The following is a 23,542-nucleotide window of genomic DNA, read 5'->3' on the forward strand; positions in this document are numbered from 1 at the left end:
AAACGAAAATAAAAAACGCCTCTTAATACAAGAGGCGTTTTATTTGTTTGAATTATGACTTAACAATTACGGCTTAGGAATACGCAAAACTTGACCTGGGTATATTTTATCTGGATCAGATAACATAGGCTTATTAGCTTCGAATATTTTCATATAGTCACCAGATGAACCATATACTTCCTCAGCAATCTTAGACAAGCTATCGCCAGACTTCACAGTATACATGGTAGATTCAGGAGCATCTTCTTCGATATCGATGTTATCAATAACTTTTGCTACGTTTTGTACGTTACCAATAGCGATGATAGCTTTTTCACGATCTGCTTGTGTTTTGGCATCACCACTGATTTCAGCAGTATCAGTTGAGCCGTTATATTTAACTTTTAGATTGTCAATATTGAGATTTTGCTGCTGGATACGGCGCAACAAGATATTTGCAACCGACTGAGCAGAAGGTTCTGTATTTTTCACTGGCGTATTAGCATCTGCTTTAGTCTCTGATTTTGCATCATGCTTATCATCATCACGATTGAAGATTTTATCACCAATATCTTTTGCAAAACTGAACATACCCATATATTTACTCCTTCAAATTTTATTGTTGGTTGTCTTTCATATTCTAGAATTATAATTCATAACAGACTGATTTTGATTGCTGTCATTTCAATTAGTATAACAAAGCCAGAAAGGCAAAAAAGCGAGAGATAGTAAAAGTATGTTGGATAATGTTACTTACAGGTAGATTGTGTTAATAATATTACTGGTGTTGTTTATACCCTATAAATGCCAATGATGTAAGAAAAGTTGCTTGTATTACGAAAGAACCATGGCTGTTAACTTTTTAAAGGTTTAAAAAAACCGCTTATCAATAAAGATAAACGGTTTAGCAAAATTTGCTGTAGTCATATTATAAATAGACTATAAAGCAGCAGTAGCTTATAGTTGAGCTTGGACGTAATCGATTGCTTTTTGTACAGTAGTCAATTCTGCTGAATCTTCGTCAGGAATAGTGATACCAAAATCACTTTCAAAAGACATCACAAGTTCAACCAAGTCTAGTGAATCTGCACCTAGATCTTCCATGAAAGAAGCATCGTTGCTGATGTCTTCAACGTTCATGCCTAACTGCTCTGCTACTGCAGATTTTACTCTTAACTCAGTATCATTACTCATATAAACTGCTCCTTTATCTATTAATTTTAAAAACTATCATCTAGCTATTTTTTGAGCTGATAATGTCTTATCGAATAAGGTATTTTATCTCAGAGATAAGACTCTAACACAGTTTTACCCATTTCGATTTATTTAATGTTTTATGAAACCCTTTATGACGTAGGTCTGAAACATAAAAATATGCGTCATTATAACACCATTAAATACAGTTTACACTCGTTCACGCAGGTTTTTATTATATGAGTGTAAATGACGCTTTTGTCCTATTTATCACATCACATATACATGCCGCCGTTAACAGGTATAACGGCACCCGTAATATAACTCGCTTCATCACTAGCTAAGAATAATGTTGCTGCGGCAATATCTTCTGGCTGTCCTAAACGTCCAATAGGCACAGCGTCCAACATAGAGTTTAGCAAGCGTTCGTCAAGCTCATCCGTCATATCAGTTTCAATCAGCCCAGGAGCCACACAGTTGATCGTTACTTGACGAGAGCCAATCTCACGCGCCAAAGTACGACTAAAGCCCTCTACGCCCGCTTTCGTCGCCGCATAATTGGATTGTCCAGCATTACCCATCTTTGCAACCACTGAACTGATATTAATAATACGCCCACGACGAGCTTTCATCATACCGCGCACTGCACGTTTACTCATACGATAAACTGATGTTAAATTGGTATCAATCACACTGTCCCAATCTTCGTCTTTCATACGCATTAGCAAACCATCTTGAGTAATACCTGCGTTATTGACCAATACTTGTACAGCACCGTAAACGCTTTCGATCTCTTCAAACAATTTATCGATTTGTGCGCCATCACGGACATCTAGAACCCGACCAATACCACCGGAATCATGCAAATAATCGTCAATAAGAGCAGCACCTTTTTCTGTAGTCGCTGTGCCAATGACAAAATGTCCTTCTTTCGCAAAACGTTTAGCAACTGCTTTACCAATACCGCGACTTGCTCCACTAACTAATACAATCGTTCGACTCATGATAACACCTCCATCAGTTTTTCCATACGAGCAGGCTTGTCTACTGGATAACTTGCAATTGGCTGCGTTTGACGCTTGGCCAAATTACTTAGCACGTTACCACTACCGCACTCAATTAATATATTTATTTGTTTGTCTGCCAGCTCTTGCATGGTCTTTGACCATAATACAGGCTCGCTAAGTTGCTCTGTTAACGCTTGTTTGATACTTTGAACGCTGGTCTCAATACGAGCATGACGATTTTGGATAACAGGAATATTGGCTTGATCAAATTTGATAGCAGCCAACTCTTCTGCCAATGCTTGGCTCGCTGGCTCCATCAATGCACAGTGTGATGGCACACTAACCTTTAGAGGAATCGCTTTTTTACCCGTATTTTGTACCTTATCAATCACAGCCGTTACTCCAGCGGCATTACCAGATATAACAACTTGACCTGGACTGTTAAAATTGGCAGCACCCACAACAGCACCATCAACATGTTCAGTCGCTTGCTCGCATAACGTTTCAACACGATTGTCCTCGAGCCCCAATACTGCTGCCATTGCTGTATCAATATCAGCTACAGCCTCCTGCATCAGTTTGCCACGCTTATGTACCAGTTGCACAGCATCAGTTAACGATATAACACCGGCAGCACAAAGAGCACTATACTCACCTAACGAATGACCTGCTAAATAAAGAGGTGCTTTATTTAGCTTATCTTGCAGGATGCGCCAGATAGCAATACTCGCTGTTAATAGTGCAGGTTGAGTATACTGAGTCTGATTTAATTGTTCTTCATTTTGACATATTGCCCATAAATCTTCGCCTAAAGCCTTGCTAGCTTCAGCAAAAGTATCTTGTATTTGTGGGTATATTTCTGCAAGCTCAGCAGTCATGTTGACCGCCTGTGCTCCTTGTCCAGGAAAGATTACTGCAATACGATGGGTTGGGGTTGTTACTGTATCAGGTGCAGATGCCATAGCCAATATTCCTTAAGTAATTGAAAATATTCTTAAAATAGACTGAGGATAATTATAAAATAAAATTCTAATATGTCGCTTATCACAGCGAATTATTACAAACTATACACTGCTCTGCATAATTATTATAGCGAGTCATGAAATCACAATAAAACAAACTGAATGAATCATTAAAAATACTATCAACGAAACTTTTATGGCTATCAAACCATCGTTATAAGCGCTTGCTAACGGGCATAGACTCAAAAATCACGCATAATAAAAAACCAAGCTATCCAGCTACCCTATATGCGATAGCAAAATAACTTGGTTTTTGTAAGCTCAATACATATTGTTTGATAATGTATGTACTAAGTAGCAGTAAATAGTTGGAAATATTACCACCACCGTATATCAACTACCAAACAGACAATGATTTAAGCTTCTTGACTAACTTTAAACAGTTGACGGCCACGATAAAAACCATCTTTAGTCATATGATGACGACGATGTTTTTCACCAGTGGTCGCATCTACGCTTAGCTCAGCCACGCTCATATGGTGGTGTGAACGGCGCATGTCACGACGAGAACGGCTTTTACGACTCTTTTGAACAGCCATGATATAGCTCCTATACTTAAAGGGACAAGCTTAGAATTCAGCTTTAATCGATACTGACAGAGGCTATATAATCACAACAACCTAAGTCTTACGCATCATCAAATATTTTACGATATGCATCAAACACTAACTAAATATAAAATCTATGGATAATTTGGTTAATCTTTAATCACATATAGTACGTTGCCAGAATGCAATAAACCGGACATTATACGCATGTTTAGACAAATAATAAAGTACTGACTTTCACTCTTGTACATAAAGATGATAAAAAATATTGTTAATAATAAAATGATCAAGATAACTTAGTTAATATGGTTGGTGCTTTATACTACCTGATGTTCTTATATAATAATTACTATAATTTACCTTTTAGCGCAGCTAGCGCTGCAAAAGGGTTTTCAGTCTCTTCTTCTTCAGGTATATCACCAAACTGTTCAACCACCATTTCACAATCGTCATGTTTTGGTGCCAATGGTGTCTTTAATAAAATCTCATCTTCTATCAATTTTTTGAAAGGTAAAAAACGCTCTGACGTTTGCTCAGTAATAATCTCATCTAACAGTAAATAGTCTTGCTCATTATCAATCAAACGTACTTGATCTTCATCATCAAGCAAAGCAATGTCGTAGTTATCTGTAAGATCAGTTTCAACAGGTTGTAAACAACGCTGACAGGTCAACCATATTTTTCCTGTCAATTTAAAAGTGAAATGTAAAACATTATTATGACGGTATAAATTAGCATCCAAGCTCAATTTTGGTTGTTCATGCTCATCTGTTAAAAGTTTAGCTAAACGTTCAAACTTTGCAGGCGCAACCTCACCCTGCCAATCAAACCCGCTATCTGCCCATTTATCCAAAGAGATTTGCTCTGGCATATTTGCAGATGTAACTGTACTATTTCCATGATTTTGAATAGATTCAGGATTCTTTGAAGTACTTGACATATGGCGCCTCGTGGTTCAAAACGGTGTATAATATTGCATGACATACTAACGGAAAGCCCAATATGACGCTAGCGCTAGTATGTTACGATTTTTGATACCAATTAAAAAAATTTTTCAAAAATATATTTTTACTTATTTAATGAATCTGTTTATCTATGAATACTCAGTCTAAACACATTGATTTTTCTACAGCATTGACTACTGCCGATTCTATCACTCTTTTAAATAAACTGATGGCACTAGAGAATTTAACTGATGAAAATACTTATCGAAATAAGCTTACAAGTTATTTAATAAGTTCACAGCAAAAATGGCAGTTGCTAACTAGTATGAACGCCGGCTATCAAATAGATAATAATACCTTTATAAGCTCACCAGATACTTTTAAAGACTCTGAATATAACCTTACTAATTGGCTAATATCATTATTCAACACCTTGTTCTTAGAACAAAAAGTAGAGCTGGTACGCGGTAAACAAGAACCAGAGTATTTTCCTATCCAAGGAGAACAACTTGCACGTATTGAGTTCGCTCATGGATTTTTTGCAAGCGCCTTGCATGAGATTAGTCATTGGTGCGTGGCTGGTGAAGCTCGTAGACGTCTATCTGACTTTGGCTACTGGTATGCCCCAGATGGTAGATCAGCTGCTCAGCAACAAGCATTTGAGCATGTAGAAATAAAACCTCAAGCATTGGAGTGTTTATTTACTTTAGCTTGTGGGCGACAGTTTCAAGTCTCACAAGACAACTTGTTTGCTAAGTTTGATACTAGCGATAGTACTTTCGCCAGTGATGTCTATCAGCAAGTAAAAAACTATATAGCCGAACCTCATACTTTACCACGTGATGCCAAGACTTTATTAGCTGCATTACTTAGCGTTTGTAAGACGTCTTCATCTGAAATCAGCACTTAATGTGACTTACTTAGCCTCCCTACTTATTAACGTTTTTCTACGGTTGGTAACGCCTTGCCATTAAACCTATATCCGCTTTAAGCTATACTGATAACTTAAGCGCTATTATTAAGGATATTGACCTACTTTATTTTTAGAATAAATCTTTTAATATATTTAGCGTTTAAACCATGTTTAATCAGTCAATAAAAAAATCTTCTCAATTCAAAATTAATAATTATAAAATAAGGAACCACTATGGAAATATTCTACATTCATCCTGATAATCCGCAGCCGCGTCTTATTGAACAAGCAGCTGACCTATTGCGAAAAGATCAATTAATCATTTACCCAACTGATACTAGTTATGCTTTTGGTTGTCGCTTAGGTGCAAAAGATGCACTGAATAAGCTCAAACAAATCCGCGAACTTGATGATAAGCATCAATTTACCCTACTTTGCCGTGATCTGAGCGAAATCGCTAACTATGCTACGGTAGATAATATACAATTTAAACAACTAAAAGCGCATACACCGGCCCCAATTACTTTCATCCTAAATGCTACCAAAGATGTGCCAAAGAAATTAGCGCATGCGAAGAAAAAAACCATTGGCATTCGAATGCCTAGCAATCCTATTGCTCAAGCCTTATTAGAAGCGATGGATGAACCCATCCTGACTAGCTCGCTAATCTTACCTGATCGCGGCGATATCTTAGATGATCCTTTTGAGATTGAAGAACTACTAGGTAATCAAATTGATGCACTTATTAATGCAGGTATTAAAACCACTAAGCTAACAACTATCGTAGATATGACTAGCAGCCAGCCTGAAATTATTAGACAAGGCGCTGCCGATGTCGAGTCATTGTTACTTTAACTAGCTAATACGATAGTTAACTAAATTACAGATGTAAAAAAGGCTCCAATTCAATTGGAGCCTTTTTTATACATTTAATCAGCATATAAAATTAGTCACGATCAACCAATTCTACATAAGCCATTGGTGCATTGTCACCATCACGGTAACCGCATTTTACAATACGCAAATAGCCACCTGGACGCGTCTGGTAACGAGGACCTAACGTACCAAATAGTTTGCCTACCATAGCTTTGCTACGCATACGGCTAAATGCTAAACGGCGATTAGCAACGCTGTCTTCTTTAGCCATAGTGATTAATGGTTCAGCGACGCGGCGTAATTCTTTTGCTTTCGGTAAAGTTGTTTTGATCAGTTCATGCTCAAATAATGAGTTAGTCATGTTCTGAAACATTGCCTTACGATGACTGCCGGTACGACCCAGCTTGACTCCACTCTTACGATGGCGCATAGTCAAATATCCTTAAAGTTTAACGGCTACGATAAGAAAAGCGATCATCAACACGTAAATCAGCTGGCGGCCAGTTGTCTAGACGCATACCAAGCTCTAAATCTTTAGACGCTAGTACGTCTTTGATTTCTGTTAATGACTTCTTACCAAGATTTGGGGTTTTTAATAGTTCAGTCTCTGAACGTTGTACCAAATCACCGATATAGTAAATGTTTTCAGCTTTCAAGCAGTTGGCTGAGCGAACCGTTAGTTCAAGATCATCCACAGGGCGTAAAAGCACTGGATCAACCTCTTCTTTTTCTTTCACAGGCTCAGGCGCTTCTTCAGCTTCTAGATCAACGAAGATAGAAATCTGTTGTTGTAAAATAGTAGCTGCTTTACGAATTGCTTCTTCTGGATCTATAGTGCCATTGGTTTCAAGCTCAACGATAAGACGATCAAGATCAGTACGCTGCTCTACGCGAGCGTTCTCAACTTGATAAGCGACACGTAGCACAGGACTAAAGCTTGCATCAAGCTTCAAGCGTCCAATTGCTTTAGTATCACCGTCTTCACGGCGCTGATTTGCTGGCTCATATCCACGACCCATTACTACACGCAAACGCATCTTAAGATGACCACGATCACTCAACGTACCCAACACCAACTCTGGATTGATAATGTCTACGTTATGCGGTAGTGCGATGTCTGCAGCAGTAATAGTGCCTGGACCTTGTTTATCCAAGGTCAAGAATACTTCATTTTGGTCATGAAGCGTAATTGCTAAGCCTTTCAAGTTCAAAAGCAGATCAAGCACGTCTTCTTGTAGTCCTTCGAGGGTTGAGTATTCATGGTCAACACCATCAATCTCAGCTTCAATGACTGCAGCGCCAGGTAATGAAGATAATAAGATGCGACGTAGAGCATTACCTAGAGTATGCCCAAAGCCACGTTCTAACGGTTCGAGCGTGACTTTCGCAATCGTTTCATTAACCGTATCCACATTAATGGCGTTCGGCGTTAGAAACTCAGTTGCATTTAGCATCATGATGTCACCTCGATTTATTAAACTGGTTTAATTAACGTTGACTGCTCAACATCATTATTATGATGCTGAGCGTTACGTCATTTACTTAGAGTATAGCTCAACGATCAAGCTTTCGTTGATTTCAGCAGGTAGATCAATGCGATCAGGTGCTTGTTTAAAAGTACCTTGTAATTTGCTGTGATCAACATCTAGCCATTCTGGAATGCCACGTTGTGTCGCTAACTCGATAGCGTTTTTGATACGCAACTGTTCGCGAGACTTCTCTTGGATAGCGATGACATCACCATCTTGAAGCTGAATTGACGGAATGTTCACACGAACAAACTCATCACGACCAGCTTTTTTTACCATAACAGTACGGTGACTGACTAACTGACGTGCTTCAGCGCGAGTTGAGCCAAAGCCCATGCGATATACTACGTTGTCTAAACGACTTTCTAGCATAGCTAGTAGGTTTTCACCAGTAGCACCACGCTTACGTGCAGCTTCTTTATAGTAATTAGCAAACTGGCGCTCTAATACACCATAAATACGTTTAACTTTCTGCTTTTCGCGCAGCTGTAAAGCATATTCTGAAGTCTTATTACGGCTTACGCCGTGTTGACCTGGTGGACGTCCAGCTTTCTTTGTTTTTACATCGTATGGTTTAACACCAGACTTAAGGCCTAAGTCTGTACCTTCACGACGTGATAATTTGAGTTTTGGTCCAATATAGCGGGCCATTGTTATGTCTCCTATAAGCTCTTATAATAAAAAGCTTCGTCTTTAATATTAGACGCGGCGCTTTTTCGGCGCACGGCAACCATTGTGTGGGATTGGGGTTACATCAGAGATGCTGTTAACTTTATAACCCAATGCACCTAGTGCTCTTACCGCAGACTCACGACCCGGTCCTGGTCCTTTGACCAAAACATCGATATTCTTAACACCATATTCTTGGGCCGCTTTACCAGCGACTTCAGCTGCAACCTGCGCTGCAAATGGTGTAGATTTACGTGAACCACGGAAGCCTTGTCCACCTGAAGTGGCCCAAGCCAATGCATTACCTTGACGATCGGTAATCGTAACAATGGTGTTATTAAAAGACGCATGGATATGGGCTACGCCCTCCGATACTGAACGACGAGTCACTTTTTTGCGACTACGAGTGTCTTTAGCCATCTTTTAGCTTCCTAAGTTAATTATCTTTTGAGAGGGCGTGTCGGACCCTTACGAGTACGAGCGTTGTTCTTGGTATTTTGACCGCGAACAGGTAAGTTACGACGATGGCGAATGCCACGATAACAACCAAGATCTACCAAACGCTTGATATTCATTGACACTTCACGACGAAGATCACCTTCAGTCGTGTAATTTGCAACTTGTGCACGGATAGCATCTAACTGTGTATCATCTAACTGATTAACTTTAGTAGTAGGGGCAATGCCAACTGCTTCTAAGATTTTCTGAGCAGTGGTACGACCTACACCAAAGATATAAGTTAGTGAAATAACAGCATGCTTATTATCCGGAATGTTTACACCGGCAATACGAGCCATTGATTTCTCTCCATTAAAGAAAAACGAGCTTTATTCGTAAATAAACATCATTTCTCAGATTTATTGCTGTTAATACTAATTCTTTTACGCCACTATTAACATTTTAACTTGATAACAAGTTTATTTATAAATTAGGTTAATAAATGAGTTAGCATAAACTACGGCAAGTGGCGGATGATATCGCATCCGCCGTTATAATTCAAGTATTAATTTTGTTTATAGTTAAGGTATGTTCACCTATACTACTATCTATTAACCTTGACGCTGCTTGTGGCGTGGTTCTGCTGTGCAAATGATATGGACACGACCTTTACGGCGTACAACCTTACAGCTACCACAAATCTTTTTAACTGATGCTTGAACTTTCATAGCATGCTCCTTGAAATATCACACTACTCTTTAAGATTGAGTAGGCGACTGAATTAACGTCTGATCATGATATTGATGGGTCATCAAATGCGCTTGAATTTGCGATATGAAATCCATAACTACAACCACCATAATCAATAACGATGTACCGCCAAGATTAAATGGTACTCCAAATGATGATTGGATAACCATTGGCATTAAACAAATAACTGTCATGTATATCGCACCGATAAAAGTTAATCGATTTAATACATGATCGAGGTAACGCTGTGTTTGCTGTCCTGGTCGAATACCTGGAATATACGCACCACTACGTTTAAGGTTTTCTGCAACTTCGCGTGGACTAAATACTAATGCTGTATAAAAATAACAGAAGAATATAATCATCGCACCGAAAAGAACTAAATATAAAGGTTGTCCTGGAGACAATACCAATGCCATATTTTGTAGAATTTTCTGAGTGAAGGTAGGATCAGTCGAATGACCTACCCACTGTCCTAAACTGGCTGGAAACAGCAATAATGAGCTAGCAAAAATAGCAGGAATAACACCTGCCATGTTTATTTTCAGTGGCAAATGTGATTGCTGCTGAGCATAAATTTTGCGGCCTTGCTGTTGCTTTTGAGCATAGTTCACAGGTACCCGGCGCTGAGCTCGTTCGATATAAACGATACCAGCAGTAACCGCGACCCCTAGTACTACAAAAATAAATAGCACAATCAAGTTCATTTGGCCTTGATTAACCTGTTCAATAGACTGCGAAATCATTCCAGGAGTTCCGGCAACAATACTCGCAAAAATCAACATTGAGATCCCGTTACCTACACCACGCTCTGTAATCTGCTCACCAAGCCACATTAAGAACATAGCGCCTGCTACTAACGAAGTAACTGCAGGAATATAAAAGGTAAGACCAGTAGATAATGTTAAATTTTGACTGATTAAGCCAGCACACATTCCCAACGACTGTACTAAAGCTAAAGCAAGTGTTCCTTGGCGGGTATACTTATTTAGCTTACGTCGTCCTGCTTCACCTTCTTTCTTAAGCGCTTCAAGCGATGGCACTACCGCAGACATCATCTGTACAATAATTGATGCCGAGATGTATGGCATAATACCAAGTGCCATAATAGACATACGTTCAAGCGCACCACCCGAGAACATATTAAACATGCTTAATATGGTGTTTTCGTTACGCGAGAATAGATCAGCTAAATTAACCGGATTAATGCCCGGTACTGGAATATGCGACCCTAAACGATAAACAATCAATGCGCCGATTAAGAATAATAAGCGTGTCCAAAGCTCATCATATTTACGTATGAAAGCAAATGGATTAAGCGGTATACCAGACGATGACATTGATTGTTTTGACACGTTACTACTCCTCGATGCTACCACCAGCAGCTTCGATTGCTTGCTTAGCGCCTTTCGTTACTTTGATACCTTTAAAGGTATAAGCTTTAGTAACTTCGCCTGATAGCATGATACGAGCACGCTTCATATCGCGACGAATAAGGTTAGCAGCCTTAAGAGTTTCTAGGCTAACTACATCACCTTCGATTTTATTCAGTTCAGACAAACGGACTTCAGCAGTCGTCATTGCCATTTTACTGGTAAAACCAAATTTTGGTAGACGGCGATACAAAGGCATCTGGCCACCTTCAAATCCTGAGCGAATGCTAGAACCTGAACGTGATTTTTGTCCTTTTACACCGCGACCACCAGTCTTACCAAGACCTGAACCGATACCACGACCTCGACGTTGGGCAGTTTTCTTTGCACCAACACCAGGTGATAATTCATTTAATCTAAGTCCCATTACGCTTCCTCCACTTTTACCATGTAGTTGACGCGATTGACCATACCACGAGTTGAAGGAGTATCTTCTACTTCAACAGTATGGTTAATACGGCGTAAACCCAATCCTTTCAAGCTCGCTTTGTGGCTCTTTAGGCGATGGGCACCCGATTTAAATTGAGTGACTTTCATTTTTTTCATCGTAACTCACCTAGTTTAAGTTAACCCAAGATTTCGTCTACAGATTTACCACGTTTTGCTGCCATCTTTTCTGGAGTTGACATATCACGTAAACCGTTAAACGTTGCACGAACAACGTTAGCAGTATTGGTAGAACCATAACATTTGGTCAAAACATCTTTGACACCCGCAACTTCTAGTACTGCACGCATTGCACCACCAGCGATTACGCCAGTACCTTCAGATGCAGGCTGCATATAAACTTTACTTGCACCATGACGTGCTTTAATCGGATGATACAAAGTCGCTTCATTAAGCTCAACAGTAATCATATTACGTTTAGCAGCTTCTAGCGCTTTTTGAATGGCAGCCGGTACTTCACGTGCTTTACCACGACCAAAACCAACGCGACCATTACCATCACCCACTACAGTTAGTGCAGTAAATGAGAAAATACGACCACCTTTAACAACTTTTGCAACGCGATCAACAGTTACCAAACGTTCTACTAGACCATCGGTCTGTTCATTTTTATCATTTCTCGCCATGATTAAAACTCCAATCCATTTTCGCGAGCTGCTTCAGCTAAAGCTTTCACTCGACCATGATATTTAAAACCACTACGGTCAAAGGCAACTTTAGTAATACCAGCTGCTTTTGCGCGTTCTGCGATCATTTGGCCTACAGACGTCGCTGCATCAGCGTTACCAGTTGCGCCCGAGCGCAAACTGCCGTCCAAGGTAGATGCCTGAGCAATCACTTCACCACCGTTAGGAGAGATAATCTGGGCATATATGTGCTTCGGCGTGCGGTTAACCGTTAGACGATGAACGCCTAAAAAACGGATATGCGCGCGGGTTTTTTTAGCTCGACGCAGACGAGCTGCTTTTTTATCAAACATTTCAACTCACCTTATTTTTTCTTAGCTTCTTTACGAACTACATGCTCGTCGCTATAACGAATACCTTTACCTTTGTAAGGCTCTGGTGGGCGGAAACCACGGATGTTGGCGGCTGCTTGACCAAGCTGCTGTTTATTGTTTGATTTCAAAACAATTTCAGTTTGCGTTGGGGTTTCAGCTGATACACCTTCAGGTAACGTGTATTCTACTGGATGTGAGTAACCAACATTAAGGGTTACTTTGCTACCAGACGCTTGTGCGCGATAACCGACACCGATCAGTTGAAGGCGTTTTTCAAAACCTTCATTGACACCTATAACATAGTTGTTAAGTAAGGCGCGCATAGTACCAGTATGCATCATAGCTTCTTTTGAATCGACTGTAGGTGAGAGAATGATATTATCATCTTCCTGGTTCAGCTCGACCAATTCATGCAGGCGTAAAGACATAGAGCCATTCTTGCCTTTAACTTCGACCTGCCGATCGTTCAAAGTAACGCTTACACCGCTAGGTAGCGTCACTGGGGCTTTAGCCACACGAGACATAGGAATATTCCTTGAAAAATTAAAACTTATATTAGCGAAAAAACTAACAGACTAAAAAGCCTGCTAGTTTAGCATAATTGATCCAGCTAAACATCATCCAATTTTTGTAAAATTTTCAGATATCTAACTTATTCTTGGTTTAGATCATCTTTAACAAGATAATCAAACCAAATAGGATTCAAGTAGGACTTCTCATCACGTTGTTTTATGCAACAAACGCAACGATTTCGCCACCAATACCAGCAGCGCGAGCAGCACGATCGCTCATGATACCTTGGCTGGTTGATACGATAGCAACACCCATACCTTGCTTAACAGTAGGGATAGCGTCTTTGCCGCGATGCTGGCGCAAGCCAGGACGACTATAACGTTGAATAGTTTCGATGACAGCGCGGCCTTCGAAGTATTTTAGTTCAATAGTAAGTGTCGCTTTGTTGTTGTCTTCTTCAGTAACAACAGCACTCGCTACATAACCTTCATTAACCAATAAATCAGCAATCGATTTACGTAGTTTTGAGCTTGGCATCGCTACGGATACTTTATTAGCCATTTGTGCGTTACGGATACGGGTTAGCATATCTCCAACGGTATCTTGCATACTCATGTAATTACCCCTTACCAGCTTGCTTTACGAACACCAGGCACATCGCCTTGCATGACTCGCTCACGTAACATATTACGTGATAAGCCAAACTTACGGAAGTAGCCATGAGGACGACCGGTGATAGCACAACGATTGCGCAGACGAACTGGTGATGAATTGCGTGGTAAAGCTTGTAGCTCTAACATCGCATCCATACGTTCTTCGTCGCTTGCAGTCATATCACTGATGGTTTCTTTTAACTTAATACGCTTTTCAGCATATTTAGCAACCATTTTTTCGCGCTTTAATTCGCGGTTAATCATGCTCTTTTTTGCCATAACGTCTTTACCTTATTTAAATGGGAAGCCGAATGCTTTAAGTAACGCACGACCTTCTTCATCAGTACCAGCTGACGTAGTGATAGTCACATCCATACCACGAATACGATCAATCTTATCAAAGTCTACTTCTGGGAATACGATTTGTTCTTTAATACCCAGTGAGTAGTTACCACGTCCGTCAAAAGCTTTAGGTGAAAAACCACGGAAATCGCGAATACGAGGAATTGCAATGGCAATCAGACGATCTAAAAATTCGTACATTTGCTCACCGCGTAGCGTTACTTTACAGCCAATCGGCCATTCTTCACGAATTTTAAAGCCAGCAACTGATTTACGCGCTTTGGTGACAACAGGCTTTTGACCAGCAATTGCAGTCATATCAGCGACAGCACCTTCAAGCAATTTCTTGTCCTGAGATGCGCCACCAACGCCCATATTAAGTGTGACTTTAGTGATTTTAGGCACTTGCATCACATTGTCTAAACCAAGCTCTTCTTTGATTTGCTGCTTTAGTTTATCGTTATATAAAGATTTTAATCTTGCCATTACCATTACACCCTTAGTGTCTTACGCAGTCGCCACTACTTCACCATTCGAACGATAGACGCGTTGTTTTTTGCCGTCTTCGCCGAATTGATAAGTAATACGGTCTGCCTTTTGGGTTTGCGCATTTAAAATTGCGACATTTGAAATATGCAAAAAAGCTTCTTGCTTAACGATGCCACCTTCAACGCCAGTCGCCTGATTTGGCTTCTGATGTTTAGTGACAATGTTAATGCCTTCTACTTTAATACGATCGTTTTTTACAGCTTGTACAGTACCTTGCTTGCCTTTATCTTTCCCAGCAATCACGATAACTGTATCGCCTTTACGTAATTTTGACATGGATTACCTCACAATACTTCTGGTGCTAGTGATACAATTTTCATAAACTGATCACCACGTAGTTCACGAGTTACCGGTCCAAAAATACGAGTTGCAATCGGTGCTTTGTTTTGGTTCAACAATACCGCAGCATTGTCATCAAAACGTAGAACTGAACCATCAGGACGACGAACGCCTTTTTTGGTACGTACAACTACTGCATTCATCACGTCGCCTTTTTTAACACGACCACGAGGAATGGCTTCTTTAACCGTTACTTTAATAATGTCGCCAACTGATGCATAACGACGATGAGATCCACCCAGTACTTTAATGCACTGAACTCGCCTTGCACCGCTATTGTCTGCAACTTCCAGCATTGACTCAACCTGAATCATAGCGTTACTCCACACGTATGAGCAAAAAAACCAGTTGCTGCCGCTAGCACAGTATGAGTAGACGGCATTTTAATGTAAATAACCGCACCTAACTCTTAATGTGAGTGATATACGACGGGCGCAATCAGCATCCTTAAAAAGGCGGCTATTTTAACAGCTTCTGGCCTTTAATGCAATTTACTTAGATTTTTTCTACTTTTTCAACCACATCAACTAAAGTCCAAGACTTAGTTTTTGAGATTGGACGCGTTTCTTTGATGCGGACAAGATCACCTTGTTGGCAAACATTATTCTCATCATGGGCTTTGATTTTTGTAGAACGACGAAGCTGTTTGCCATACAAAGGATGACGAACCAGACGCTCAATCAAAACCGTGATGGACTTGTCCATCTTGTCGCTGACAACTCGTCCTGTCAATACGCTAGCATTAGTAGCTGTTTGATTGTTATCGCTCATGAGTCGCCTCGTTGTTTCTCGTTAATCAAAGTCTGAATCTGAGCAATCGTACGACGATTGCCTTTGACTTCATGGGTATTACCCAACTGTCCAGTTGCTTTAGCCATACGAATACGGAAAGCATCAAGTTGCTTTTCATCAAGTAACTGGGTCAGTTCTTCTAATGATTTATCACGTAATTCACTGATCTTCATTACATTATCGTCCGCTTAACAATGGTAGTTTTAAAGGGCAACTTTGCTGCAGCAAGCGTTAAGGCATCGCGAGCAAGCTCTTCTGAGACCCCTTCGATTTCATATAGCACTTTACCAGGCTTGATTTCGCATACCCAATACTCGACTGGACCTTTACCTTTACCCATACGTACTTCTAATGGCTTATTGGTAATTGGTTTGTCTGGGAATACACGAATCCAAATTTTACCACCACGCTTAATTTTACGTGTAATAGTACGACGTGCTGCTTCGATTTGACGGGCTGTCATACGACCACGCGTCAATGATTTTAGACCAATTTGTCCGAATGCAACGGTGCTTCCACGATGAGCGAGCCCTGTGTTACGACCTTTATGCATTTTACGAAACTTGGTACGTTTTGGCTGTAACATAGTTTAACCTCTGTCTGAGTTTCGACGGTTTCCACGACCACGGCGTTTTGGCGCACGAGGCTTCTCTTCATTGACGGGATTATAAACGCTGTTCATACCGTCAAGGATCTCTCCGCGGAAAATCCAAACTTTAACACCAATGGTGCCGTAAGTTGTCTCTGCACGAATTGACGCATAGTCAATATCAGCACGGAGTGTATGCAATGGCACACGACCTTCACGGTACCATTCAGTACGAGCAATCTCAGCACCGCCAAGACGGCCAGACAGCTCAACTTTAATACCTTTAGCACCAGAACGCATGCTGTTTTGTACAGCGCGCTTCATCGCACGACGGAACATAACACGGCGCTCAAGCTGACTACCAATACCATCTGCTACCAAACGTGCATCAAGATCAGGCGATGTGATTTCTTCAATATTGACCTGAGCAGGTACGCCCATAATTTTGGTCAACTCTTTTTGAAGTCTTTCAATATCTTCGCCTTTTTTACCGATAACAATACCAGGACGTGCCGTAGCAATGGTAATCTTAGCAGCACCAGTAGGACGCTCAATCATGATGTTGCTGATCATAGCGTTATCTAGCTTTTTGCGTAGATATTCACGAACTTGAATGTCGTTAATTAGGTATTCTGAGTATTGTTTAGGGTTAGCATACCAGTTTGCGTTATGCTTTTTGACAACACCAAGACGAATTCCGATTGGATGTACTTTTTGACCCATAACTTATTCTCCTACCTTTATAGTGATGTGACAGGTACGCTTACTGATACGATCAGCACGACCTTTGGCACGTGGTAGGATACGCTTTAGCGTAATGCCTTCATCAACGTAGATAGTGGCGACTTTTAAGTCATCAATATCTAAGCCATGATTATGTTCGGCATTGGCGATGGCTGAGTTAAGGCATTTCTTAACAAACACAGCGCCTTTTTTATTGCTATACGTTAGGATATCCAAAGCACGCTCAATAGATTTGCCGCGAACTTCATCAGCAACGAGTCTAACTTTTTGTGCCGATATGGCGGCACCGCGTAATTTTGCAGTTACTTCCATGGTAAGCACCTTATCTCTTAGCTTTTTTGTCAATGCCGTGACCACGATACGTACGAGTCGGGGCAAATTCACCTAGTTTATGACCAACCATCTGCTCACTCACGATAACCGGTACATGAGTACGGCCATTGTGAACAGACAAAGTTAGGCCAACCATTTGTGGCAGAATCATCGAGCGGCGCGACCAAGTTTTAATGGGTTTGCGTGAGTTGGTGTCAATAGCATTCTCAACTTTAGCAAACAGATGCGCGTCTATGAATGGACCTTTTTTCAATGAACGAGGCATGAGATTCTTCCTTTATTTCTTCTTGGCGCGACGGCGACGAATGATCATACTGTCAGTACGCTTATTGTGACGCGTTTTCAGTCCTTTAGACTTCTGACCCCAAGGGCTGGTTGGATGGCGACCTTTATTACGACCTTCACCACCACCATGTGGGTGATCAACCGGGTTCATCGCAACACCACGAACCGTAGGACGAACACCGCGCCAACGTGAAGCACCAGCTTTACCAAGTGATTTCAGGTTGTTTTCAGTGTTAGAGACTTCACCGATAACTGCACGGCAATTAACGTGTACACGGCGAGTTTCACCAGAACGTAGACGAAGAATCGCATAAATACCATCACGACCTAGCAACTGAACACTAGCACCCGCAGAACGAGCCATCTGTGCACCTTTACCGATTTTAAGCTCGATATTGTGAATCACAGTACCCAATGGGATGTTTTTAAGCGGTAGGCAGTTGCCTGGACGAATTGGTGAAGTTTCACCTGACATTACAGTGTCACCAACTGCTTGTTTTTTAGCAGCGATGATGTAACGACGTTCGCCATCAGCGTATTTTAGTAATGCAATATGTGCAGTACGGTTAGGATCGTATTCGATACGCTCTACCGTTGCTGGAATATTGTCTTTAGTACGCTTAAAGTCAATAATACGATAATGATGCTTATGACCACCGCCAACGTGACGAGTCGTTATGCGACCATTGTTATTACGACCACCTGACTTACTTTTTGATTCGACAAGTGCTGCATAAGGACGACCTTTGTAAAGGTGTGGATGCACCACTTTTTCAACAAAACGACGGCCTGGTGATGTTGGCTTTGCTTTTACGATAGGCATGATTGTAATCCTTATTCGTTGTTCGCTGTTTCACTAGTAGAGTCAGTCGCGCTTGCAACTTCTTCACCAGCATCAGCCATTTGTACATCTTGACCAGCTTTTAAGGTAACATAGGCCTTTTTAAAATCATTACGACGGCCGATGCTTTTACCAAAACGCTTTGTCTTACCTTTAACATTCAAAGTGTTCACTTTAGTAACTTCAACACCTTCAAACATCAACTCAACTGCTTTTTTGACTTCAAGCTTAGTAGCATTAGAGTCAACTTTAAATACCTGTACACCAAGTGAGTCACCAAGCATTTGAGATTTTTCTGAGAAGACAGGCCCTCTTAAGACCTGATAAAGTCTTGCGTTATTCATGCTAGTGCTTCCTCAAATTGTTTCGCAGCTTCAACTGACATGATCACTTTATCAAAAGCAATCAAACTCACTGGATCCACTTCAGATGTACCAAGTACATTGACATGTGGGATATTGCGAGCAGCTAAGTATAAGTTTTCGTCAACTTCTTTAGTAACGATAAGTGCACGAGGTGCATTTAAATCACTTAACTTTGCGATCAGCTCTTTGGTCTTAGGTGCAGACAAAGTCAACTCTTCAACCAAAATCAGACGCTCTTGACGTACCAATTCGGCTAGGATGCACTGCATAGCCCCGCGATACATTTTGCGGTTGACTTTCTGTGACCAGTCTTGTGGTTTTGCCGCGAATGCACGACCACCAGAACGCCAGATTGGGCTACGAATAGAACCTGCACGAGCGCGACCAGTACCTTTTTGGCGCCATGGCTTAATACCACCGCCAGAAACTTCGGCACGGGTCTTTTGCGCACGTGTACCTTGACGAGCACCTGCAAGATATGCAGTGACGACTTGATGCACTAATGCTTCGTTGAATTCACGACCAAAAGCCGTATCAGAAAGCTCAACCGCCGCACCTGTAACTGTTTTTAAATCCACGTTAATCCCCTTGCTTAGGCTTTGATTGACGGACGTACGATAACGTCGCCACCGGTGGCACCTGGGATAGCACCCTTGATGACAAGTAACCCTTTTTCGGCATCAACCGAAACCACTTCTAGGCCTTGAACGGTGACACGTTTATTACCCATCTGACCTGGCATCTTTTTGCCTTTGAATACTTTACCTGGTGACTGGTTCTGACCAGTTGAACCAAGGGCACGATGAGATACTGAGTTACCATGAGTGGCATCTTGCATGCTAAAGTTGTGACGCTTTACGCCGCCTTGAAAGCCTTTACCTTTACTCTGTCCTGTGACATCAACCATCTGACCTTGTTCGAACAAGTCAGCTAGGATCTCACCACCAATCTCACGACCTTCAAGATCGCTATCATTGGCACGAAATTCCCAAACACCACGACCAGCTTTTACGCCAGCTTTTGCGAAGTGACCTTTCTGTGCGGCTGTTACGCGGCTGTCACGACGAGTACCTGTGGTGATTTGAATGGCTTGATAGCCATCTACATCAGTATTTTTTAATTGAGTAATGCGGTTTGCACTAACCTCAATCACTGTTACAGGGATAGAGGCACCTGTTTCAGTGAAGATACGGGTCATGCCGCATTTTTTACCGACTAAACCGATCGCCATTTTAGACCTCTTTATATCTTATATTAATGAGTTGGGCGTTTAATATGCATTAACCCAAAGCAATTTGAACGTCAACGCCCGCCGCTAAGTCTAACTTCATTAACGCGTCCACAGTTTTGTCAGTAGGCTGAACAATGTCAACCATACGCTTATGAGTACGGATTTCGTACTGATCACGTGCGTCTTTATTGACGTGTGGCGAAGTTAGAACGTTGAAGCGCTCAATGCGAGTCGGCAACGGTACAGGACCACAAACTTGCGCACCGGTGCGCTTTGCAGTATCAACGATCTCTTGTGCAGATTGATCAATCAAACGATGATCAAAAGACTTAAGACGGATACGGATTCTCTGGTTAGCCATGCCAGCAAGCTCCTAATATGTGCTCTTGTCATTCTTGCTTTGCAAGTAAATGAGCAAAAGCCGTTTGGTTAAATATTCACTTAAAGCGGCCTTCTGTTCTTAACCAGAATGAGTTCTTTAGCGGAACTTATAGCGTGCTAAAAGTAAAATAGTTTAAAGCCCCGCCAACCCTCCTATTCATATAGAGGTCAGCAAAGGCATAATGAAATAGTGCTAGAAACGATGCTCTAGCTGTCATAGCGCTGGCTGTTTTATTAGCTGCGCGTATATAATTCAGTGGTGTGTATTATACAGAGTATTTATCTGATTGCAAGTCTCTTGTAAAAAGGCCTCTTAAGAAAGCATCGTTTTCAAATTATGGGAAAATGAAGTCTTACTTTAAACCATATTCAATCTAAAACAATATCATATTGTTCTTGGGTATATAGGTTTTCTACTTCAAATGTAATCACTCGTCCTAGCAAATACTCAAGATCTGCAACGGTATCTGCTTCTGAGGTTAGTAATAAATCAATAACTGCAGCATGAGCCACGACGGTAAACTTCTTTGGTGAATTATAAGTACGAGCACAGCGCATCATTTCACGAAATATCTCAAAACAAACCGTTTCAGCTGTTTTGACAAACCCACGACCTTGACAAGTTGAACAAGGCTCACACAGTTGCTGGCCTAAAGACTCACGCGTACGCTTACGTGTCATCTCAACCAACCCAAGCTCACTCACTTGAGTGATATTGGTTTTAGCATAGTCTTGTGCCAGTTGTTCTTGCAGACTTGTTAATACATCATTTTTATGTTCTTGTTCTAACATATCAATGAAGTCTAGTATGATAATACCACCTAAATTACGCAGACGCAGTTGGCGAGCAATGGCATGCGTGGCTTCAAGGTTAGTCTTGTAGACAGTATCTTCTAGTGAGCGCCCGCCAACGAAAGAGCCGGTGTTGACATCGATGGTGGTCATTGCCTCTGTCTGATCAATGATAAGATAACCACCAGATTTTAGATCGACACGGCGTTTTAAGGCATCGCGTAGGTCGTCCTCGACACGGTGCACGTCGAACAACGCTGGCTCGGCGGTATAATGTACAATTCGCTCATAGACAAAAGGCACAAACTCTTTGGCAAAATATCGTACTTGCTCATAAACTTGCGCATTATCGATAATAACTTTTTCAGTATCAGCATGAACCAAGTCACGTATCGAGCGCAGTGGTAACGATAACTCTTGATAAATAAGCTCAGAGCTTTGATGGTGATTTATCTCTTGACGACGCGCACAAATGGTTCGCCACAGCTGGACAAGGTAATAAATATCTTCTTCAAGTTTGTTCACAGGTACGCGCTCAGCAGCGGTACGAGCGATCAAACCACCTTTTAAGCTGACTGTCTGCATCAAACTTGTCAGCTCAGTCTTTAAGCGAGTACGCTCATCTTCACTATCAATACGTTGAGAGATGCCAACATGATCGCTTGATGGCAAATACACAAGATACCGTGATGGTAATGAGATATTGGTAGTCAAGCGTGCGCCTTTACTCCCTAGCTGATCTTTGGTTACTTGTACAAGGATACGTTGACCTTCGTGCAGACGATGCTGGATAAGTGTTTTAGTGACAGGAATCACCTCTGTACTGCGCGTTCTGACTACAGGTGGCGTGACGGCCAGGCCTTCCATAGTATTTACAACTGGACTAGCCCCCGTAGCGGCAGTTTGTTTATGGTTATCATCGTCAACTATGGTATTTTTATTTTCGACGACTGGGCGCGGCTCACGTTGCATATCATTAACATGTAAAAATGCGGTTCGTGATTGACCGATATCAACAAACGCCGCCTGCATACCAGGCAACACGCGGACAACCGTTCCCAGATAAATATTACCAACCAATCCCAATTTATGATGGCGCTCTATATAAATCTCACCGAGCACGCCATTATCTAGAACAGCCACGCGGCATTCCATTGGACTGACATTCATTAGCAGCTCTTCAGACATATTTTTTCTCTTATTTATTACTTATGGTACTTATTAATATTGAAATCACAGTCTAACAAATGTCCCATCATGCTGCCCACTACCCTGCCGTGTCATTATGTGACTGCTTACTTTCACATCTACTTTATAAACAGTCTTTATGTTTGTTTATTCTTAGATTTTTGGACCTTAGCTGCTTCATCGATTAATGCTAACGTTTGCGCCAATGGTAAGCCCACGACATTGGTATAACTGCCATTGATACGCGTCACCCAAGCAGCCGCTAAACCTTGAATAGCATACCCCCCTGCCTTGTCAGCGGGCTCGCCACTGTCCCAATAATTACGCATCATATTTTGTGTTAAAGGAACAAAGGTGACATCTGTCGATTCAATAATTTGTTTTTGCCAGACAGCTTTTAATGGTCTGTCGTTTAGCTCTTTTACTTCGTCAGTGAATGATACTAAGGTTGCTTGTACGGCAGTCCATACTTGATGAGAGCTATCAGACATTTGCTGCCACATGCGGTAGGCATAAGCGCGATCTGCGGGCTTGACAAGAACTGTGTGACCATCAGGTAATACACCGATAGTATCAGCTGTTAGAACAATAAATGATGTGGCAAGTTTGCATGATTTGAAAGAGTCATGATGATAATTTGTCTTTAGTTGCATGATAGCTGCGTCAGCCTTGGCCGCAATCATGCGTTGAATATACTCTTTTGGAGACTCATTGTCGTTGGGAGTCTCATCAATATCAACGCTCATGACATCAAGCTCGAGCTTGGCATTGCTCAGAAGCTTACGACGACGGGGCGAACCAGACGCCAATATAATAGTCATTAATACCCTCTTATTATTGTCAGGACTTATTATTC

38 protein-coding genes are annotated in these 23,542 nt (G+C 41.3%); 2 read left to right on the forward strand and 36 right to left on the reverse strand.

Going from position 1 to position 23,542, the window contains the following annotated elements:
• Positions 1–66 precede the first annotated feature (66 nt).
• From lysM to Q0890_RS12345, 6 genes are all read right to left on the reverse strand, one after another.
• Positions 67–576: a peptidoglycan-binding protein LysM gene (lysM, locus tag Q0890_RS12320; protein WP_299221412.1), complete on the reverse strand. Its 510-nt coding sequence runs from the start codon at positions 574–576 to the stop codon at positions 67–69.
• A gap of 360 nt (positions 577–936) precedes the next feature.
• Entirely contained in the window at positions 937–1,173 is a 237-nt protein-coding gene (acpP, locus tag Q0890_RS12325) for an acyl carrier protein (protein ID WP_058368288.1), read from the reverse strand.
• Positions 1,174–1,448: 275 nt separating this feature from the next.
• The gene (gene fabG, locus Q0890_RS12330; protein WP_299221415.1) at positions 1,449–2,177 is read right to left on the reverse strand and encodes a 3-oxoacyl-ACP reductase FabG; all 729 of its coding nucleotides are present in this window, start codon (positions 2,175–2,177) and stop codon (positions 1,449–1,451) included.
• Positions 2,174–3,142: an ACP S-malonyltransferase gene (fabD, locus tag Q0890_RS12335; RefSeq protein ID WP_299221418.1), complete on the reverse strand. Its 969-nt coding sequence runs from the start codon at positions 3,140–3,142 to the stop codon at positions 2,174–2,176. Before fabD ends, fabG begins: the two co-directional genes overlap by 4 nt.
• A gap of 416 nt (positions 3,143–3,558) precedes the next feature.
• Positions 3,559–3,741: a 50S ribosomal protein L32 gene (gene rpmF, locus Q0890_RS12340; protein WP_058368285.1), complete on the reverse strand. Its 183-nt coding sequence runs from the start codon at positions 3,739–3,741 to the stop codon at positions 3,559–3,561.
• Positions 3,742–4,099: 358 nt separating this feature from the next.
• Complete coding sequence (locus tag Q0890_RS12345) at positions 4,100–4,690, reverse strand: YceD family protein (protein WP_299221421.1); 591 nt, start codon at positions 4,688–4,690, stop codon at positions 4,100–4,102.
• 155 nt (positions 4,691–4,845) lie between these two features.
• On the opposite strand from Q0890_RS12345, the gene Q0890_RS12350 reads away from it, so the two are divergent.
• Together Q0890_RS12350 and Q0890_RS12355 are read left to right on the forward strand one after the other, a co-directional pair.
• Positions 4,846–5,604 carry an elongation factor P hydroxylase gene (locus Q0890_RS12350; protein ID WP_299221423.1) on the forward strand — a complete coding sequence of 253 codons (759 nt, stop codon included), beginning with the start codon at positions 4,846–4,848 and terminating at the stop codon, positions 5,602–5,604.
• A gap of 237 nt (positions 5,605–5,841) precedes the next feature.
• Complete coding sequence (locus Q0890_RS12355) at positions 5,842–6,462, forward strand: L-threonylcarbamoyladenylate synthase (RefSeq protein ID WP_299221426.1); 621 nt, start codon at positions 5,842–5,844, stop codon at positions 6,460–6,462.
• A gap of 91 nt (positions 6,463–6,553) precedes the next feature.
• On the opposite strand, the gene rplQ is transcribed toward Q0890_RS12355, so the two are convergent.
• From rplQ to Q0890_RS12505, 30 genes are all read right to left on the reverse strand, one after another.
• The gene (rplQ, locus tag Q0890_RS12360) at positions 6,554–6,913 is read right to left on the reverse strand and encodes a 50S ribosomal protein L17 (RefSeq protein ID WP_021813387.1); all 360 of its coding nucleotides are present in this window, start codon (positions 6,911–6,913) and stop codon (positions 6,554–6,556) included.
• Between the two features lie 19 nt (positions 6,914–6,932).
• Positions 6,933–7,940 carry a DNA-directed RNA polymerase subunit alpha gene (gene rpoA / locus Q0890_RS12365; protein WP_087040762.1) on the reverse strand — a complete coding sequence of 336 codons (1,008 nt, stop codon included), beginning with the start codon at positions 7,938–7,940 and terminating at the stop codon, positions 6,933–6,935.
• An 81-nt stretch (positions 7,941–8,021) separates the two neighbouring features.
• Positions 8,022–8,663: a 30S ribosomal protein S4 gene (gene rpsD / locus Q0890_RS12370; RefSeq protein ID WP_010196731.1), complete on the reverse strand. Its 642-nt coding sequence runs from the start codon at positions 8,661–8,663 to the stop codon at positions 8,022–8,024.
• Between the two features lie 48 nt (positions 8,664–8,711).
• Positions 8,712–9,101: a 30S ribosomal protein S11 gene (rpsK, locus tag Q0890_RS12375; RefSeq protein ID WP_058368279.1), complete on the reverse strand. Its 390-nt coding sequence runs from the start codon at positions 9,099–9,101 to the stop codon at positions 8,712–8,714.
• A 20-nt stretch (positions 9,102–9,121) separates the two neighbouring features.
• On the reverse strand, positions 9,122–9,478 hold the full coding sequence (rpsM, locus tag Q0890_RS12380) for a 30S ribosomal protein S13 (RefSeq protein ID WP_299221435.1): 357 nt from the start codon (positions 9,476–9,478) through the stop codon (positions 9,122–9,124).
• A 252-nt stretch (positions 9,479–9,730) separates the two neighbouring features.
• Complete coding sequence (gene rpmJ, locus Q0890_RS12385; RefSeq protein ID WP_010196721.1) at positions 9,731–9,847, reverse strand: 50S ribosomal protein L36; 117 nt, start codon at positions 9,845–9,847, stop codon at positions 9,731–9,733.
• A 30-nt stretch (positions 9,848–9,877) separates the two neighbouring features.
• A complete protein-coding gene (gene secY, locus Q0890_RS12390) occupies positions 9,878–11,209 on the reverse strand; it encodes a preprotein translocase subunit SecY (protein WP_299221673.1) in 1,332 nt (443 codons plus the stop codon).
• Positions 11,210–11,228: 19 nt separating this feature from the next.
• Complete coding sequence (gene rplO / locus Q0890_RS12395; RefSeq protein ID WP_299221439.1) at positions 11,229–11,669, reverse strand: 50S ribosomal protein L15; 441 nt, start codon at positions 11,667–11,669, stop codon at positions 11,229–11,231.
• On the reverse strand, positions 11,669–11,848 hold the full coding sequence (rpmD, locus tag Q0890_RS12400; RefSeq protein ID WP_010196714.1) for a 50S ribosomal protein L30: 180 nt from the start codon (positions 11,846–11,848) through the stop codon (positions 11,669–11,671). Before rpmD ends, rplO begins: the two co-directional genes overlap by 1 nt.
• A gap of 20 nt (positions 11,849–11,868) precedes the next feature.
• Positions 11,869–12,375: a 30S ribosomal protein S5 gene (rpsE, locus tag Q0890_RS12405; protein ID WP_299221442.1), complete on the reverse strand. Its 507-nt coding sequence runs from the start codon at positions 12,373–12,375 to the stop codon at positions 11,869–11,871.
• A gap of 2 nt (positions 12,376–12,377) precedes the next feature.
• Complete coding sequence (gene rplR, locus Q0890_RS12410; RefSeq protein ID WP_068034619.1) at positions 12,378–12,728, reverse strand: 50S ribosomal protein L18; 351 nt, start codon at positions 12,726–12,728, stop codon at positions 12,378–12,380.
• An 11-nt stretch (positions 12,729–12,739) separates the two neighbouring features.
• Entirely contained in the window at positions 12,740–13,273 is a 534-nt protein-coding gene (rplF, locus tag Q0890_RS12415; protein ID WP_299221449.1) for a 50S ribosomal protein L6, read from the reverse strand.
• A gap of 205 nt (positions 13,274–13,478) precedes the next feature.
• Entirely contained in the window at positions 13,479–13,877 is a 399-nt protein-coding gene (gene rpsH, locus Q0890_RS12420; protein ID WP_058368271.1) for a 30S ribosomal protein S8, read from the reverse strand.
• Positions 13,878–13,888: 11 nt separating this feature from the next.
• Complete coding sequence (gene rpsN / locus Q0890_RS12425; RefSeq protein ID WP_068034613.1) at positions 13,889–14,194, reverse strand: 30S ribosomal protein S14; 306 nt, start codon at positions 14,192–14,194, stop codon at positions 13,889–13,891.
• Between the two features lie 12 nt (positions 14,195–14,206).
• The gene (gene rplE / locus Q0890_RS12430) at positions 14,207–14,743 is read right to left on the reverse strand and encodes a 50S ribosomal protein L5 (RefSeq protein ID WP_299221458.1); all 537 of its coding nucleotides are present in this window, start codon (positions 14,741–14,743) and stop codon (positions 14,207–14,209) included.
• Between the two features lie 21 nt (positions 14,744–14,764).
• The gene (rplX, locus tag Q0890_RS12435) at positions 14,765–15,082 is read right to left on the reverse strand and encodes a 50S ribosomal protein L24 (protein ID WP_201605171.1); all 318 of its coding nucleotides are present in this window, start codon (positions 15,080–15,082) and stop codon (positions 14,765–14,767) included.
• Positions 15,083–15,090: 8 nt separating this feature from the next.
• Entirely contained in the window at positions 15,091–15,459 is a 369-nt protein-coding gene (gene rplN, locus Q0890_RS12440) for a 50S ribosomal protein L14 (protein WP_010196702.1), read from the reverse strand.
• Between the two features lie 181 nt (positions 15,460–15,640).
• On the reverse strand, positions 15,641–15,916 hold the full coding sequence (gene rpsQ / locus Q0890_RS12445; RefSeq protein ID WP_021813375.1) for a 30S ribosomal protein S17: 276 nt from the start codon (positions 15,914–15,916) through the stop codon (positions 15,641–15,643).
• Complete coding sequence (gene rpmC, locus Q0890_RS12450) at positions 15,913–16,110, reverse strand: 50S ribosomal protein L29 (RefSeq protein ID WP_299221463.1); 198 nt, start codon at positions 16,108–16,110, stop codon at positions 15,913–15,915. The genes rpsQ and rpmC overlap by 4 nt, the downstream gene beginning before the upstream one ends.
• On the reverse strand, positions 16,110–16,523 hold the full coding sequence (gene rplP, locus Q0890_RS12455) for a 50S ribosomal protein L16 (RefSeq protein WP_025644399.1): 414 nt from the start codon (positions 16,521–16,523) through the stop codon (positions 16,110–16,112). Before rplP ends, rpmC begins: the two co-directional genes overlap by 1 nt.
• A 3-nt stretch (positions 16,524–16,526) precedes the next feature.
• On the reverse strand, positions 16,527–17,249 hold the full coding sequence (rpsC, locus tag Q0890_RS12460) for a 30S ribosomal protein S3 (RefSeq protein WP_075102273.1): 723 nt from the start codon (positions 17,247–17,249) through the stop codon (positions 16,527–16,529).
• A gap of 3 nt (positions 17,250–17,252) precedes the next feature.
• Positions 17,253–17,582, reverse strand: a complete 330-nt coding sequence (rplV, locus tag Q0890_RS12465) for a 50S ribosomal protein L22 (RefSeq protein WP_021813373.1) — start codon at positions 17,580–17,582, stop codon at positions 17,253–17,255.
• A 10-nt stretch (positions 17,583–17,592) separates the two neighbouring features.
• The gene (gene rpsS / locus Q0890_RS12470; RefSeq protein ID WP_058368265.1) at positions 17,593–17,868 is read right to left on the reverse strand and encodes a 30S ribosomal protein S19; all 276 of its coding nucleotides are present in this window, start codon (positions 17,866–17,868) and stop codon (positions 17,593–17,595) included.
• A gap of 12 nt (positions 17,869–17,880) precedes the next feature.
• Positions 17,881–18,711, reverse strand: coding sequence for a 50S ribosomal protein L2 (gene rplB, locus Q0890_RS12475; protein WP_299221467.1), 831 nt, complete (start codon positions 18,709–18,711; stop codon positions 17,881–17,883).
• An 11-nt stretch (positions 18,712–18,722) separates the two neighbouring features.
• Entirely contained in the window at positions 18,723–19,073 is a 351-nt protein-coding gene (gene rplW / locus Q0890_RS12480; protein ID WP_299221470.1) for a 50S ribosomal protein L23, read from the reverse strand.
• On the reverse strand, positions 19,070–19,672 hold the full coding sequence (gene rplD, locus Q0890_RS12485; protein ID WP_299221473.1) for a 50S ribosomal protein L4: 603 nt from the start codon (positions 19,670–19,672) through the stop codon (positions 19,070–19,072). Before rplD ends, rplW begins: the two co-directional genes overlap by 4 nt.
• 14 nt (positions 19,673–19,686) lie before the next feature.
• On the reverse strand, positions 19,687–20,325 hold the full coding sequence (gene rplC, locus Q0890_RS12490) for a 50S ribosomal protein L3 (RefSeq protein WP_058368261.1): 639 nt from the start codon (positions 20,323–20,325) through the stop codon (positions 19,687–19,689).
• Between the two features lie 49 nt (positions 20,326–20,374).
• Positions 20,375–20,686, reverse strand: coding sequence for a 30S ribosomal protein S10 (rpsJ, locus tag Q0890_RS12495; RefSeq protein WP_010196670.1), 312 nt, complete (start codon positions 20,684–20,686; stop codon positions 20,375–20,377).
• Between the two features lie 389 nt (positions 20,687–21,075).
• Positions 21,076–22,686, reverse strand: coding sequence for an Rne/Rng family ribonuclease (locus tag Q0890_RS12500; RefSeq protein WP_299221475.1), 1,611 nt, complete (start codon positions 22,684–22,686; stop codon positions 21,076–21,078).
• A gap of 137 nt (positions 22,687–22,823) precedes the next feature.
• A complete protein-coding gene (locus Q0890_RS12505; RefSeq protein ID WP_299221478.1) occupies positions 22,824–23,507 on the reverse strand; it encodes a nucleoside triphosphate pyrophosphatase in 684 nt (227 codons plus the stop codon).
• Positions 23,508–23,542 lie beyond the last annotated feature (35 nt).

It is taken from the genome of uncultured Psychrobacter sp. (assembly GCF_947488565.1).
Classification (GTDB): Bacteria; Pseudomonadota; Gammaproteobacteria; order Pseudomonadales; family Moraxellaceae; genus Psychrobacter; species Psychrobacter saeujeotis.

Bases quoted from the DNA above. Each gene is read 5' to 3' on its own strand.
- lysM (WP_299221412.1), bottom strand. From the start codon at position 576: ATGGGTATGTTCAGTTTTGCAAAAGATATTGGTGATAAAATCTTCAAT.
- acpP (WP_058368288.1), bottom strand. From the start codon at position 1,173: ATGAGTAATGATACTGAGTTAAGAGTAAAATCTGCAGTAGCAGAGCAG.
- fabG (WP_299221415.1), bottom strand. From the start codon at position 2,177: ATGAGTCGAACGATTGTATTAGTTAGTGGAGCAAGTCGCGGTATTGGT.
- fabD (WP_299221418.1), bottom strand. From the start codon at position 3,142: ATGGCATCTGCACCTGATACAGTAACAACCCCAACCCATCGTATTGCA.
- rpmF (WP_058368285.1), bottom strand. From the start codon at position 3,741: ATGGCTGTTCAAAAGAGTCGTAAAAGCCGTTCTCGTCGTGACATGCGC.
- Q0890_RS12345 (WP_299221421.1), bottom strand. From the start codon at position 4,690: ATGTCAAGTACTTCAAAGAATCCTGAATCTATTCAAAATCATGGAAAT.
- Q0890_RS12350 (WP_299221423.1), top strand. From the start codon at position 4,846: ATGAATACTCAGTCTAAACACATTGATTTTTCTACAGCATTGACTACT.
- Q0890_RS12355 (WP_299221426.1), top strand. From the start codon at position 5,842: ATGGAAATATTCTACATTCATCCTGATAATCCGCAGCCGCGTCTTATT.
- rplQ (WP_021813387.1), bottom strand. From the start codon at position 6,913: ATGCGCCATCGTAAGAGTGGAGTCAAGCTGGGTCGTACCGGCAGTCAT.
- rpoA (WP_087040762.1), bottom strand. From the start codon at position 7,940: ATGATGCTAAATGCAACTGAGTTTCTAACGCCGAACGCCATTAATGTG.
- rpsD (WP_010196731.1), bottom strand. From the start codon at position 8,663: ATGGCCCGCTATATTGGACCAAAACTCAAATTATCACGTCGTGAAGGT.
- rpsK (WP_058368279.1), bottom strand. From the start codon at position 9,101: ATGGCTAAAGACACTCGTAGTCGCAAAAAAGTGACTCGTCGTTCAGTA.
- rpsM (WP_299221435.1), bottom strand. From the start codon at position 9,478: ATGGCTCGTATTGCCGGTGTAAACATTCCGGATAATAAGCATGCTGTT.
- rpmJ (WP_010196721.1), bottom strand. From the start codon at position 9,847: ATGAAAGTTCAAGCATCAGTTAAAAAGATTTGTGGTAGCTGTAAGGTT.
- secY (WP_299221673.1), bottom strand. From the start codon at position 11,209: ATGTCATCGTCTGGTATACCGCTTAATCCATTTGCTTTCATACGTAAA.
- rplO (WP_299221439.1), bottom strand. From the start codon at position 11,669: ATGGGACTTAGATTAAATGAATTATCACCTGGTGTTGGTGCAAAGAAA.
- rpmD (WP_010196714.1), bottom strand. From the start codon at position 11,848: ATGAAAAAAATGAAAGTCACTCAATTTAAATCGGGTGCCCATCGCCTA.
- rpsE (WP_299221442.1), bottom strand. From the start codon at position 12,375: ATGGCGAGAAATGATAAAAATGAACAGACCGATGGTCTAGTAGAACGT.
- rplR (WP_068034619.1), bottom strand. From the start codon at position 12,728: ATGTTTGATAAAAAAGCAGCTCGTCTGCGTCGAGCTAAAAAAACCCGC.
- rplF (WP_299221449.1), bottom strand. From the start codon at position 13,273: ATGTCTCGTGTGGCTAAAGCCCCAGTGACGCTACCTAGCGGTGTAAGC.
- rpsH (WP_058368271.1), bottom strand. From the start codon at position 13,877: ATGAGTATGCAAGATACCGTTGGAGATATGCTAACCCGTATCCGTAAC.
- rpsN (WP_068034613.1), bottom strand. From the start codon at position 14,194: ATGGCAAAAAAGAGCATGATTAACCGCGAATTAAAGCGCGAAAAAATG.
- rplE (WP_299221458.1), bottom strand. From the start codon at position 14,743: ATGGCAAGATTAAAATCTTTATATAACGATAAACTAAAGCAGCAAATC.
- rplX (WP_201605171.1), bottom strand. From the start codon at position 15,082: ATGTCAAAATTACGTAAAGGCGATACAGTTATCGTGATTGCTGGGAAA.
- rplN (WP_010196702.1), bottom strand. From the start codon at position 15,459: ATGATTCAGGTTGAGTCAATGCTGGAAGTTGCAGACAATAGCGGTGCA.
- rpsQ (WP_021813375.1), bottom strand. From the start codon at position 15,916: ATGAGCGATAACAATCAAACAGCTACTAATGCTAGCGTATTGACAGGA.
- rpmC (WP_299221463.1), bottom strand. From the start codon at position 16,110: ATGAAGATCAGTGAATTACGTGATAAATCATTAGAAGAACTGACCCAG.
- rplP (WP_025644399.1), bottom strand. From the start codon at position 16,523: ATGTTACAGCCAAAACGTACCAAGTTTCGTAAAATGCATAAAGGTCGT.
- rpsC (WP_075102273.1), bottom strand. From the start codon at position 17,249: ATGGGTCAAAAAGTACATCCAATCGGAATTCGTCTTGGTGTTGTCAAA.
- rplV (WP_021813373.1), bottom strand. From the start codon at position 17,582: ATGGAAGTAACTGCAAAATTACGCGGTGCCGCCATATCGGCACAAAAA.
- rpsS (WP_058368265.1), bottom strand. From the start codon at position 17,868: ATGCCTCGTTCATTGAAAAAAGGTCCATTCATAGACGCGCATCTGTTT.
- rplB (WP_299221467.1), bottom strand. From the start codon at position 18,711: ATGCCTATCGTAAAAGCAAAGCCAACATCACCAGGCCGTCGTTTTGTT.
- rplW (WP_299221470.1), bottom strand. From the start codon at position 19,073: ATGAATAACGCAAGACTTTATCAGGTCTTAAGAGGGCCTGTCTTCTCA.
- rplC (WP_058368261.1), bottom strand. From the start codon at position 20,325: ATGGCGATCGGTTTAGTCGGTAAAAAATGCGGCATGACCCGTATCTTC.
- rpsJ (WP_010196670.1), bottom strand. From the start codon at position 20,686: ATGGCTAACCAGAGAATCCGTATCCGTCTTAAGTCTTTTGATCATCGT.
- Q0890_RS12500 (WP_299221475.1), bottom strand. From the start codon at position 22,686: ATGTCTGAAGAGCTGCTAATGAATGTCAGTCCAATGGAATGCCGCGTG.
- Q0890_RS12505 (WP_299221478.1), bottom strand. From the start codon at position 23,507: ATGACTATTATATTGGCGTCTGGTTCGCCCCGTCGTCGTAAGCTTCTG.